The sequence below is a fragment of the Cohnella lubricantis genome (assembly GCF_014212015.1).
Classification (GTDB): Bacteria; Bacillota; Bacilli; order Paenibacillales; family Paenibacillaceae; genus Cohnella; species Cohnella lubricantis.
Genome location: NZ_JACJVN010000071.1, coordinates 21,065 through 33,283 on the forward strand (window position 1 = coordinate 21,065; position 12,219 = coordinate 33,283).

Below are 12,219 nucleotides of genomic sequence, written 5' to 3' on the forward strand. Positions count from 1 at the left end.
TCCCCAGGTTCATCGGCCCTGTCTGTCTTCGACAGCGCGTCATATGGTAGAACAGGGTGGATTCGCACCTAATCCGAGTAGGTTGGAGATGAGCCCTTCGTGAACAACGCAAGCCGGCTGACCCTCATCATCGAGAAGAACAAGAGACGAGTGACGGCCAAGCTGCCGTTGTCAGGCGTTCGCCGAGTGGTCGTCGTTATCAATCATCAGTTCACCAATTCGCCGAATACGACGCAGATTGCGAGCGGAGCCGGCCGAAGCAGCGCGGCGGGCAACAATGCGGCGATCAACTCGCCCAAGGCACAGCAGCAGCAGAGCGTCGGAGCGGACGGAACAGCGGTTAACAAGGAGTTGGCAGGCTTCAAGCGGATCAAGGGCCGCCCCAGTGCGACTCCGCTGTTGTACCGGCCGCAGCCGGGCTCCGGCCAAGAAGTTGTTATTGTCCTTAACGATCAGATCGTGAAGCTGCCCAAGCGGAGCCGGAACGCTTCCGCGACTCAGGTGGCGAGCGGGGGAGGCGTCTTCAGCACGGGGGGGACGAACTCCGCCATCGAGAGCGCCGCTTCTAAGCAGCAGCACGCAGTCGGCGGCGGTGGAAAGGCCGTTAACAAACGAATTAGCAAACGGATCAAAGGGAGAGGCTAGATCTATTCAGAACGCGACCTCGCCCGAAGCCGGATGATCCGCGGCGTGATCACGCAATGTGGGGCGTGATCACGCAATGTGAGGCGTGATCACGCAATTGCGTGCGGGAAGCGGCGTGTTATGCCGTTTTGTGCGCACGAATCAATTTTTTCCAAAAAGGAGTTGTGAAAACTAACGTGATTAATTATTATAAAACTAATGATATTAGTTATCGAATAAAAGGAGCGATTGAGATGCGGACGATTCGCAAGGATACGGTGATCCAACTGACGTTTATGCCCCGCTTTTTCCCCGTAAGTGCTTATTTGGTAGAAGAGGAAGACAGCCTGACGTTGATTGATGCTGCGCTGCCGTATGGGGTGAAGGGCATTCTCCAAGCGGCGGCGCGCATCGGCAAGCCGATCGCGCGAATCGTCCTTACGCATGCCCATGGCGACCATATCGGCGCATTGGATGCCCTGAAGAAGGAGCTGCCCGAGGTGACAATCTACATCTCGGCGCGCGACGCCAGGCTGCTCGCCGGCGACAAGAGCTTGGACGCGCATGAGCCGTCTATGCCGATTCGCGGAGGAGTGCCGAAGCCCGGCAAGATCGCCTCGAAGCCGGACGTTCTGCTGTACGACGGCGATCGCGTCGGCTCGTTACTGGCGATCTCGACGCCGGGGCACACGCCGGGCTCGATGTCCTTCCTCGACACGCGCAACCGTGCGCTTATCGCCGGCGATGCGATGCAGACCCGCGGCGGCGTCGCGGTGACGGGACAGCTGAAGCCGTGGTTCCCGTTCCCGGCGATGGCCACATGGAACCAGGAGGCTGCGCTGGACAGCGTTCGCAAGCTGCAGCAATTGAAGCCGTCTCTGCTCGCAGTCGGACACGGCCGTATGCTGAGCAGCCCTTCGCAAGCGATCGAACGCGCTATTGCGGAGGCAGAACGCACCATTACAACGCAAAGGAGCGACTCCATTCATGCCTCGAATCGGTCTTGATCTGCCGACGTTGCTGACTGCCGCTGCAGAGATCGCCGACCGCGAAGGGTTCGAAGCGGTCACGCTGGCTTCGCTCGCGCAGAAGCTGCAGATCCGTTCGCCCTCGCTGTACAACCACATAGCCGGTCTGCCGGACTTGCGCCGTCATCTCGCGCTCCGCGGATTGGCGACGCTCTCCGCCCAGCTTGAGCAGGAAGTCGCCGGCTGTACCGGAGACGATTCGATTCGCGCTTTCAGCCGCACGTATGTCGCCTTCGCCCGCACGCATCCGGGACTGTACGAAGCGATCCAGCGGGCGCCGGCCCCGGACGACGAACTGCTGCAGCAAGCCGGAGGCCGAGTGCTGGACCAAGTATATCGTGCGATGACCAGCTACGGGCTGGAGGGAGACGCCGCCGTTCACGCGGTGCGGGCGATCCGAAGCTTGCTGCATGGCTTCGTCACGCTGGAGCGGCAAGGGGGCTTCGGCATTCCGCTTGATCTGGACGTGACGTTTCGCCTTATGGTGGATACTTTCCTGGCCGGCGTCAAGGCGATGAGGACGGGGGAAGGATGAGTTGAGCGACAAGCGGGCATCTAGGTCGCTGAGGCTGTAGATCTCCGCCGCTGCGGTTCGCGTACAGCTGCCGAACGGCGAACAAGCCGCGCGCGAACCGCGTGCGGCGTGAAGAATTCGATCTAATCGCCTACATGGATGCGGAATCGGCAATCCCGCCGAGAGAAGGCGATCTAATCGCCTACATGGATGCGGAATTGGCAAACCCGCCGAATGAAGTCGATCTAATCGCCTACATGGACGCGGAATCGGCAAACCCGCCGAATGAAGTCGATCAGATCGCCTGCATCCGCTACATCGCCGGGATATCGTTCGCCGCAGTCACTCGGCGACTCCCCCTTACTCCTGCGCCGTCAGGATGACCGGTCCGTCCTTCGTGATCGCGACCGTGTGCTCGAACTGCGCGGACAGCTTGCCGTCCATCGTGCGGGCGGTCCAGCCGTCGGCGTCGATCTTCATCCGCCAGGTGCCGGCGTTCACCATCGGCTCGATCGTCAGCACCATGCCTTCCTTCAGCCGGAACCCCTTGCCCGGCGTTCCGACATGGATGAAGCTCGGGTCCTCGTGCAGCTCGCGGCCGACGCCGTGCGCCGCCAGCTCGCGCACCATGGAGAACCCGTTCGCCTCCGCGTGCTTCTGCAACGGATACATGGCGTCGCCGATCCGGTTGCCGACGACGGCATTGGCAATGCCGATGTCCAGGCATTCCTTCGTGACGCGCATCAGCTTCTCCGCTTCCGGCGACAGCTGGCCGACGCCGTACGTCCAAGCCGAATCCCCGATCCAGCCGTCTAGCTGCGAGACGATGTCGATCTTGACGAGATCGCCTTCCTTCAGCGGGTTCTTGTTCGGGAAGCCGTGCGCGATCACGTCGTTCACCGAAGCGCAAGTGGCGTATTTGTAGCCCTTGTACCCCTTCGTATAGGCTTTGGCGCCGGCCTTGCGCAGAATGTCCTCCACCAGCTCCTCGATGTCCCAGGTGGACACGCCTGGCCGGATCATCTTCGCGATCTCGCGATGGCAGGCGGCGACAATCGCGCCCGCCGGCTTCATTTGTTCAATCTCGCTAGGCGATTTCAAAGTAACCATTCGTTACCAAACCCCTCTCGTAATACACCGCATCAACACCGCATCAACACCGCATCAACACCGCATCAACACCGCATCAACACCGCATCAACACCGCATCAACACCGCATCAACATCTGCATCAACATAACACCCGCTACATCTTCCGCTCGCCGAATCCGGCCAGCAGCCGATCGGCGATCTTCGCGGCATCGAGCTCCCGGCGTCCATGGTACAGCCACAACCCGGCGCAGCCTGTGAGCGATCCGATCAGCACATTCGCATTCTCCAAGGCGGAGGCTTCATCCTCCGACGCCTGCAGCGCTTCGATCACCGGCCGGTAGAGCTCGGCTTCGAACCGGGCCGGGAGGCGGCCGACCAGCTCGGGCGGCAGCTGATGGAAATTTTCAGACGCCATCTTGTACAAGATAAACACCATCGGTTCCTCCGCCCACAGCGTCAGAAGCCCGACCGTCCATGCTCGGAGCCGTTCCGGAAGCGGCCCGCCGTCTGCGAGCGTCCGCGCGGACAGCTCAGAAGCCGAGTCGAGCGCGCTGGCGAGCAGCTCGTGGAACAGCTCATATTTGTTCTTATAGTAATGGTAGACAGTGCCGTACCCGAGGCCTGCTTGTGCGGCCACGTCGCGCATCTCGAAGCTCATGCCCCGCTGCAGGTACACCTCCGCCGCCGCGCTCTGAATCTGGCGGATGCGAGTTAAGCGAATAGCTTCGTTCTGTTCCTTCGTCCGCGGCGACATAGGGAACCTCCCGTATTTTTTTGACCTGCTGTCATGTCAATATAAAATTACGCCTGTTGCCCCCAAGAGTCAAGTCCGCCGTCGATGTTACAGCATATGACCGGTACCTCAGCAGAGTGCGGCGGCTGCGCTGCGGACGATTTTGGACACTCTTGCGAGTGTGATAAGATAGGCCTAGAAGGAGGGAGCCCATTGGCAACGGTGAAAATATTCGGTGTTAGAGAGCGCATCCGCTCTTTCCGCGAGACGATCTCCGACATCATCCATCAATGTCTGGTCGAAGTGCTAGGGATCCCGGTGCATGCCCGTTATCAGCGATTCATCGGAATGAATAAGGATGACTTCGTGTTCCCGGACACTCGTTCCCCGAACTATACCATCATCGAGATCATGCTGATCGAGGGACAATCCGCGGAGACGAAGAAGAATTTGATTCAGCTCTTATATGAGAGAACCGCCGCTTGCGGCTTCAACGAGAAGGATCTGGAGATCGTGCTGATCGATGTGCCGCTGGCCAATTGGGGAATTCGCGGCGTCCCCGGAGACGAGATGGAATTGCCTTATCGGCTGGACGTATAGAGGGGGGCGGGCTGTTGATACGCGCGATTGTATTTGATTTTGACGGAACGATATTGGATACCGAGTCCGTGGCTTATGACGCTTATCGCGGGATATTTCAAGCGTATGGGCTGGAGCTGTCGCTGGAGAGATGGGCCCTTGGGATCGGCACGTGGGGCGCATTCGACCCTTACGTGGAGCTGGAGCAGGGGCTCGGACGAGCCGTCGATCGGCGGGAGATCAAACGCAATTACGAGCTGACTTATGCGGAGCGAGTGAAGAACCTGCTGCTTCGTCCGGGAGTCGTGGATACGCTGGAGGAGGCCAAGCGGCTTGGGCTGCGCATCGGACTGGCCACCAGCTCGCGCCGCAGCTCGGTCGAGCCGCATCTGCGGGACTATGGGCTCATGCATTACTTTGAAGCGATCCATACGGCGGACGAGGTCGCCAAGGTGAAGCCCGATCCGGCGCTCTATCGTCTTGCCGTCGCGTCGTTAGGCGTTCAGCCGTATGAGGCCGTCGCCATCGAGGATTCGGTCAACGGCTTGCGCGCCGCCAAAGCGGCCGGCCTGTACGGCGTCGCGGTGCCGAACCCGCTCACGGCGTTCATGGACTTCGCGGAAGCGGATCTTGTGCTGCCGTCGCTCGCGGAGCAGCCGCTGCAGGAGTGGATCGGGCGGTTGGGGGCTCGTTAATAGGATAAGAGGAAGAAGAGAGCCGTATCGATCGGGCAGGCGCCCCGTCGGAACGGCTCTTGCTTATGTCTCGTTAAACTCCCTCGAAATGATTCCTTCGTCACATCTAAACTAAGGGGTGGAAGTCGGTCTTTCTAACGGATTGGGTCCGAGCCCTTTTGTTTAACGCTTCCCGATACTCCGTGCTTCTTTTCCATCCTGCGAATTCATCAACTGGCGAGCTTCTTTATCAACGTTGTGGTGGTGAAGGGCCCTGACAGCTGAATTGGTCATCACCATACACATCGTCATGAGATAGAGAAAACGCCTTAGACGGGGGCGCCCGCGTTTGCTGAGTGCTATTTTCCCAGACCACTTGCCTGAGCTCGCTTCCGTCAGGTTCAGGCCAGCATGGCGTAGCAAGGCGTTTCCATGCGCATACCCACTCAGATCACCGGCTTCGCCTAGTACCCCTGCTAAACTCGTCGCATTAACGCCAGGAATGGCAAGTAACATGCAGCTTGTAGGCGTGCAGAGCTTTCGTCGCGCCGACGCTACGCTTCGCCAGAGCAATAAGTTGCTCTGCCCGACGCATTCCGGAATGACGCTTCACATGTTGCTTCCAACCGGCAATGACTTGGTCTGTCGTTAACCGGCTAATCTCCTTTGGGAGAGAAAACAGACGTAAGGTGACTAAGGCACTCGTGCAGGTGAGGATTTTAAAGACTTGTCGCAATTCAGGAAAGACGATGTCGACCCAGCGATGAATTTGATTCACGGCGGCTTAACCAGTAATGGCCGGTGAGCTCCATACCAACGATTACTTTGCTGAGATTACAAGATATGAATAGGTCTTGAATCCAGAGACCAAACGCTTTAAAGCCTTCACCGAGGCTACCGAACTCAAGCGGACGACCGAGTGCAATACCTCGGAAACTGACGGCGCGAGCAACATGAGCCTCCTGAGCGATGTCTACGCCGACGACGAGATGGGAGGAGGAAATGTTTTCAATGAGTTGATTTTGCTTGTCCTGGGTCTTAAACTTCATAGTAGAGCGACCTCCGGCGCTCGTTTTATTTCAAACGCCGAAATAATCAATTTACAGGAATTCTATCGGGGAACGATAGCTAAATGCATACACAAAGGCAGCCGGTCTGGAATGATCGGCTGCCTTTGCTCAACTAAAGGGCAGGATAGTTTAACAAGATACAACAATGTATTGGTCATGGATACAGTCCGATAAGCAGTTTATCACTATTATTAAGCTGGATACATTTAGGTATTATGCTTTACTGTGAAGGGTAACTAGGTAACCGTCTGGGTCGGCAAATGTAAAGGTTCGCCCGAATGGTCCATCTATTGGTGCGGATGTAATCTTTACGCCTGCTGCAATAAGCTTGTCGTGGATGTCTTGCGAATCAGGGGCATGAAGCCACAGAGCGACACCAAGTCCAGGCTGAGTACCTGAACCGAGTTCTATTCCTGGCATTAGGTCACGAAGTGCAAATGCAATAGGCTTTGTTTCAAAGACCACAGCATGAGGTGGCCCCGCCTGTGAGCGGACCAGTCCGAGATAGTTTTGATAGAATTCCGCAGAGCCTTCAAGATTGCTCACTTGAAGTGAAATGAAGTCGGGTCCAATCGCTGACATAATTAATGTCCTCCTTTGCTCGTGGGTCATTCGCCACACGGCAGTCTATGAACGTGCATCAACTAACGTGAGTTTACTAAGCATTTGCAACCTTTGGTGCACCATTCGTTTCATTATAAAGTCATGTAAGTAACCTCGCTTTCAATTTGTATATCTTGATTTTACAAGACCCCTACTGCCAACAGTATGTCAGTAGCGTTCTTTCATTTTTTCGATTTCTTCTCTTACTCGGTTTTTGAAGGATTCAGGTTCAGTGACCACCACATCTGCCCCCCACCCAAGAATCCAAGACAGCAATTCTTCCGGTTGACGGACACGAAAAGTGACATGGTAACCGTCCTCTTTAGATTCGGCAGTCTCCATATAATAGTTGTTTGCTTCTTCAACTTTATCAGTGATTTCTGAATTAAAAAGTGCACAGACCCGTATGCTACGGGTATCCTTCGGCCGATAGGATTGAAGGTTGAAGTTATCGGGAGTTTGAAACGTATCATCAGTCACGGTAAGGTCACTGATCCGAGAGACTCGAAAATGACGAATATCCTCCCGTAGGTCACAGAAAGCAAGTAACAGCCAGCCATTCTGCTCGTCATGTGCCAATCCGAATGGCGATACAGTTCGCACAGTTACCCGGTTCCCATCAGCTCCAGCAACCCGCTTGTGATATGTGAAACGAAGTTTCTTGCCCTCCAGCATGGCTTCACGAATGATTCCCAGGTTTACTTTCTCCCGTGTCATTATGGCCATTTCATCTTTTTGGAGCAGACGGATGCTCCCTTGTATTCGGTTTGTCTCCTCACGGATGGATCGAGAAAGAATTGCTTCTATTTTTCTGTGGGAAGAACGAGCACTATTGCGATATGCAGGATCAAAACGTTTTTCTATGAATTCAGCTCCAAGAAGAAGTGATACTGCCTCTTCTACAGTAAAACTAATTGGTGGAAGAAAATAGCCTTCCATCAAAGAGTATCCTAATCCTGTCTCACCAACTATGGGAACACCTGCTTCACTTAGAACCTGCATATCACGATAGACCGTTCTTATACTGACCCCTAATACCTCTGCTAATTCATCGGCTGTCAGTAATTTGCTTCGCTGTAATTCCATCACAATAGCTAAAAGACGCTCTGTTTTATTCAATTGAAGCTGCACTCCCTTGTTTGAATTCAACCATTCATAATATCTTTCGGCTGCCTTTGCTAAACTAAGAGATGCTTCCGTCTATGTTGTCAGCTGGCGCGGCGCCCTCGCTGCGGAAGCGCGTCGGCGGCACCCGCTTGTGCGCCTTGAACAGCTTGCTGAAGTAATAAATATCGCTGAAGCCCGCCATCGAGGCGATCTCGGAGATGCTCAGGCTGGAGTGGCGCAGAAGCGTCTCGGCTTTGCCGATGCGGACGAAGTTGACGTAGTCGGAGACGGTCTTGTTCGTCAGCTCTTTGAACTGGCGAGAGAAGTGATAGCGGCTGAGCGAGGCGATGGCCGCCAGCTGTTCTACGCTAATTTTCTCACCATAATGCTCTTCGATATAACGGAACACCGGACCGAACCGCTCCAGATGGCGAAGCCGCGCGGAGAACGCCTGCGGCGATTGGCTCTCCTGCACGTAGTTGCGCAGCAGAAGCGCGAGCAGCCGGTACAGGCACGATTTGACCGCGAGCTCGTAGCCGAATTCCCGGGACGTATATTCGCGAATGAGGGTGTCGATGCACTCGGACACGGCCGGGTCGCCGGAGATGCGGCTGGCGAACATGATCCGGTTCTGGGTGATCGGCATGATGTATTTGGTCTCGACGGCGTCGGGGGACTGGCTGTGCAGCAGAGAGGGATCTAGAATAACCGCAAAATAAAACAAATGATCCGACAGGCTGACGCCATGGTGCAGGTCCGTGCTGTTCACGACGATCAGATCGCCCGGACCGACGTCATAGGTGGAGGAGTTGCACGTAATGCGGGCCTCTCCCTCGACGAAATACAAAAATTCGAGGTGCTCGTGCCAGTGATAAGGGAACGTCGTCGCTCCATATTGGTCGAATCGGCAATGGTGAAGCTTCATCGGGAAGTGGGGATCCGGCATGGGCATCGGTTCCCAAAGCGCGATCGGCTTATCCAACTGCGTCGCCTCGATTCCGCAAGTTATTACAAAAGGACAGCACAGGGATTCATGGCTGTTCGTTTCCTCTCATTTTATAGTACATGGTGAAGGTTGAAAAGAATGAGAGGAGCGATAGACGTTGGCAGATCAGGTAAGAGTCGCCGTCATCGGCGCGGGCTCGATCTCGGAAGCGCATTTGGAAGCCTACAGGAACAACTCTCTCGCCGACTTGGTTGCGGTTAGCGACGTGAACGGAGCTCGCGCGCGGGCGGCCGCGGACAAGTACGGCGCCCCGAAGTCATACGCCGATTATCGCGAGCTTCTGGCCGATCCGGACGTGGACGCGGTTAGCATCTGCACCTGGAACAACACGCATGCGGAGATCGCGATCGCCGCTCTGAACGCGGGCAAGCACGTGCTGGTCGAGAAGCCGCTCTGCCTCACGGTCGAGGAAGCGCTCGCCGTCCAGCAAGCCGTCCGTTCGTCCGGACGCCTGCTGCAGGTCGGCTTCGTCCGCCGATACGACCCGAACGCGCAGCTGCTGCGCCGATTCGCCGAGCTGGGCGAATTCGGCGACATCTACTATGCCAAGGCGTCTATTCTGCGCAGGCTGGGCAATCCCGGCGGCTGGTTCGCCGACGCGAAGCGCTCCGGCGGCGGGCCGCTGATCGATATCGGCGTGCACGTCATCGACCTGTGCTGGTACTTGATGGGCAAGCCGAAGGTCGTCTCGGTGAGCGGCAACGCCTATCGCGAATTGGGGAACCGCCAGAATGTGAAGGGGCTGTCCTTCTACAAGGCTGCGGATTACGATCCGTCTCTCAACACGGTGGAAGATTTGGCGAACGCGCTGATCCGCTTCGAGAACGGGGCCTCGCTCTACGTCGACGTCAGCTTCACGCTTCATCTCGAGAAGGATGAGAGCTCGGCGAAGCTGTTCGGCACGAAGGGCGGCTTCGAGGTCATTCCGGAGCTGAAGATTATCACGGAGAAGCATGACACGATTCTGAACGTGACGCCGCAGGTCGACCATGCGGGCTTTGACTTCCGGGCGGCGTTCCAAGGGGAGATCGATCACTTCGTCGATTGCGTCCGGGAGGGGCGGGAGCCGATCAGTCCGGTGGAAGACGGCGTCGAGATCATGAAGATTCTGTGCGGCGTCTACGAGTCGGCGAGGCTTGGCCGCGAGATCCGGTTCGATGCCGGGGAGGAGCAGGCATGAAGCTGGGAGTCAGCACGTACAGCTTGTCGCGGGCGATGGCTTCCGGGGAGATGAGCGTGACCGACGCCATCCGCTGGATCGCCGAAGCGGGCGGGCAGCATGTCGAGATCGTGCCGTTCGGCTTCAGCCTGACGGACAATCCGGAGTTGATCGGGAGCATCGTTCGCACGGCGGCGGAGACGGGGCTTGAGGTATCCAATTACGCCGTCGGCGCGAACTTCGTGACGGACGACGAGGCGGCGTTCGAAGCGGAGATCCGGCGGGTGATGGGCGAAGTGGACATCGCCCGCGCTTTGGGCGCGAAGCGGATGCGGCACGATGTCGCGCGCCGGGAGGGCGGGACGTCCGCGATGTTCGTGCGGGAGCTGCCGAAGCTGGCGGAGGCTTGCCGGCGAATCGCCGACTACGCCGCGCCATTCGGAATTACGACGAGCGTCGAGAATCACGGCTACTACGTCCAGCACAGCGATCGCGTGACGGCGCTGGTTGAAGCGGCCGGCCGTCCCAACTTCCGCTTGACGATGGACGTCGGCAACTTCATGTGCGCGGACGAGGAGTCGGTCAGCGCGGTCAAGAAGACGATCTCTTACGCTTCTATGGTGCATTTGAAAGACTTCTACCTGCGCCCGGCATCCCGCGATCCGGGAGAGGGCTTCTTCCGGACGCTGTCGGGCAATTACCTGCGCGGAGCGATCGTAGGACAGGGCGACATCGATATGCGCGAGGCGCTTCGCGTCGTGAAGGCATCGGGCTACGATGGCTATGTCTCGATCGAGTTCGAGGGCATGGAAGAATGCAAGCTCGGCACCCGGATCGGGCTCGCGAATGCGCGGCGGATGTGGGATGAAGTGTAGGCTGGTTTGTGGGATGAGGTGTAGACTGCGGATTGGAGGTGAGATGTAGGCTGAGGCTGAGGATGATGAGGTGTAGACAGCGGATCGGGGATGAGGTGTAGACTGCGGATGCGGGATGAAGTGTAGGCTTTCGAGCGATGTCCTCGGTTGGAGACCGCTGCACCCCGATTGTCGATAGGAGGCTAATGGAGAGTGAACGCGAGATATAGACGGGAGGATGAGACGGATGGCTTTGCGCTTGGAGAACAAGATTGGCGTGATCGTCGATAGCTTTCGAGTCGGCGTGCGGGACGGGCTCGTGAAGGCGAAGCAGGTTGGAGCCGACGGCGTGCAGATCTATGCGGTGAGCGGCGAGATGGACCCGGAGAAGCTGACGCCTGCGAAGCGCAAGGAATGGAAGGCGTACATCGAATCGCTCGGCCTGGAGGTATCCGCGCTTGTCGGCGATCTCGGCGGACACGGCTTCCAGGACCGGAAGGAGAACGGCTGGAAGGTGGAGAAGTCCAAGCGGATTCTCGACCTGGCACTCGATCTGGGGACGAAGGTCGTCACGACGCATATCGGTATCGTACCGGAAGACGAGAATGGCGAAGCATACGCGGCCATGCATGACGCTTGCGAGGAGTTAAGCGCGTATGCGAATAGCATGGGCGCGTACTTCGCCATCGAGACCGGGCCGGAGACGGCGGCGCGGCTCAAGGGCTTCCTCGACAAGCTGAGCGTCAAGGGCGTAGCCGTCAACTTCGACCCGGCGAACATGGTGATGGTGACGGGAGACGATCCGGCGCAGGGCGTTCGCCTGCTAGGCGATTACATCGTTCACACGCACGCGAAGGACGGCGTCCGGCTGCAAGAGACCGATCCGCGCAACATCTACGGCGCGCTTGGCTACGAGCCGATGGACCACGACAAGCTTGCGAAGCTGGTGGAAGCCGGCGAGTTCTTCCGCGAAGTGCCGCTCGGCGAAGGGGCCGTCGACTGGCCGGCCTATCTGCAGGCGCTGCAGGAGATCGGCTACGCCGGCTACTTGACGATCGAGCGCGAGGTCGGCCTGCAGCCGGAGGAGGACATCGCCGCGGCCGTCCGCTTCCTGCGGCAGTGGAAGTAAGCCGGGCAGCTTGGCAAGCCCGCCAAAGGCGCCACGCAGTCGAGTTA

14 protein-coding genes and 1 pseudogene are annotated in these 12,219 nt (G+C 57.6%); 9 read left to right on the plus strand and 6 right to left on the minus strand.

The features are described from left to right. Positions 1-126 precede the first annotated feature (126 nt). The 4 genes from H4Q31_RS17680 (at position 127) to H4Q31_RS17695 (ending at position 2,549) form a co-directional block, all read left to right on the plus strand. The gene (locus tag H4Q31_RS17680) at positions 127-645 is read left to right on the plus strand and encodes a hypothetical protein (RefSeq protein ID WP_376698268.1); all 519 of its coding nucleotides are present in this window, start codon (positions 127-129) and stop codon (positions 643-645) included. Positions 646-878: 233 nt separating this feature from the next. Then, on the plus strand, positions 879-1,631 hold the full coding sequence (locus H4Q31_RS17685) for an MBL fold metallo-hydrolase (RefSeq protein ID WP_185180392.1): 753 nt from the start codon (positions 879-881) through the stop codon (positions 1,629-1,631). Continuing rightward, positions 1,612-2,187 carry a TetR-like C-terminal domain-containing protein gene (locus H4Q31_RS17690; protein WP_185180393.1) on the plus strand — a complete coding sequence of 192 codons (576 nt, stop codon included), beginning with the start codon at positions 1,612-1,614 and terminating at the stop codon, positions 2,185-2,187. Before H4Q31_RS17685 ends, H4Q31_RS17690 begins: the two co-directional genes overlap by 20 nt. Positions 2,188-2,288: 101 nt before the next feature. After that, complete coding sequence (locus H4Q31_RS17695) at positions 2,289-2,549, plus strand: hypothetical protein (RefSeq protein ID WP_185180394.1); 261 nt, start codon at positions 2,289-2,291, stop codon at positions 2,547-2,549. Here the strand turns inward: H4Q31_RS17695 and map are convergent. Beyond that, positions 2,527-3,276, minus strand: coding sequence for a type I methionyl aminopeptidase (gene map / locus H4Q31_RS17700; protein WP_185180395.1), 750 nt, complete (start codon positions 3,274-3,276; stop codon positions 2,527-2,529). The two genes, H4Q31_RS17695 and map, sit on opposite strands and share 23 nt — an antisense overlap. Positions 3,277-3,412: 136 nt before the next feature. Then, a complete protein-coding gene (locus H4Q31_RS17705; protein WP_185180396.1) occupies positions 3,413-4,012 on the minus strand; it encodes a TetR/AcrR family transcriptional regulator in 600 nt (199 codons plus the stop codon). Between the two features lie 201 nt (positions 4,013-4,213). On the opposite strand from H4Q31_RS17705, the gene H4Q31_RS17710 reads away from it, so the two are divergent. Both H4Q31_RS17710 and H4Q31_RS17715 read left to right on the plus strand, forming a co-directional pair. Further along, positions 4,214-4,591, plus strand: coding sequence for a tautomerase family protein (locus H4Q31_RS17710; RefSeq protein ID WP_311771757.1), 378 nt, complete (start codon positions 4,214-4,216; stop codon positions 4,589-4,591). Positions 4,592-4,605: 14 nt separating this feature from the next. Next, complete coding sequence (locus H4Q31_RS17715; RefSeq protein WP_209703646.1) at positions 4,606-5,265, plus strand: HAD family hydrolase; 660 nt, start codon at positions 4,606-4,608, stop codon at positions 5,263-5,265. A 201-nt stretch (positions 5,266-5,466) separates the two neighbouring features. On the opposite strand, the pseudogene H4Q31_RS22050 reads toward H4Q31_RS17715, so the two are convergent. The 4 genes and pseudogenes from H4Q31_RS22050 to H4Q31_RS17735 all read right to left on the minus strand — a co-directional run. After that, positions 5,467-6,293, minus strand: a pseudogene (locus tag H4Q31_RS22050) (transposase); the annotation flags it as partial. Positions 6,294-6,527: 234 nt separating this feature from the next. Beyond that, the gene (locus H4Q31_RS17725; RefSeq protein WP_185180398.1) at positions 6,528-6,896 is read right to left on the minus strand and encodes a VOC family protein; all 369 of its coding nucleotides are present in this window, start codon (positions 6,894-6,896) and stop codon (positions 6,528-6,530) included. Positions 6,897-7,085: 189 nt separating this feature from the next. Then, positions 7,086-8,036 (minus strand): helix-turn-helix transcriptional regulator, encoded by a 951-nt coding sequence (locus tag H4Q31_RS17730; protein WP_185180399.1) that lies wholly within the window; start codon positions 8,034-8,036, stop codon positions 7,086-7,088. 64 nt (positions 8,037-8,100) lie between these two features. After that, positions 8,101-9,006 (minus strand): AraC family transcriptional regulator, encoded by a 906-nt coding sequence (locus tag H4Q31_RS17735; RefSeq protein WP_185180400.1) that lies wholly within the window; start codon positions 9,004-9,006, stop codon positions 8,101-8,103. 121 nt (positions 9,007-9,127) lie between these two features. Between H4Q31_RS17735 and H4Q31_RS17740 the strand changes: the two genes are divergently transcribed. The 3 genes from H4Q31_RS17740 (at position 9,128) to H4Q31_RS17750 (ending at position 12,172) form a co-directional block, all read left to right on the plus strand. Next, positions 9,128-10,210 carry a Gfo/Idh/MocA family protein gene (locus tag H4Q31_RS17740; protein WP_185180401.1) on the plus strand — a complete coding sequence of 361 codons (1,083 nt, stop codon included), beginning with the start codon at positions 9,128-9,130 and terminating at the stop codon, positions 10,208-10,210. Beyond that, positions 10,207-11,064, plus strand: a complete 858-nt coding sequence (locus H4Q31_RS17745; protein ID WP_185180402.1) for a sugar phosphate isomerase/epimerase family protein — start codon at positions 10,207-10,209, stop codon at positions 11,062-11,064. Before H4Q31_RS17740 ends, H4Q31_RS17745 begins: the two co-directional genes overlap by 4 nt. A 232-nt stretch (positions 11,065-11,296) precedes the next feature. Then, the gene (locus H4Q31_RS17750; RefSeq protein ID WP_185180406.1) at positions 11,297-12,172 is read left to right on the plus strand and encodes a sugar phosphate isomerase/epimerase family protein; all 876 of its coding nucleotides are present in this window, start codon (positions 11,297-11,299) and stop codon (positions 12,170-12,172) included. Positions 12,173-12,219: the final 47 nt, after the last annotated feature.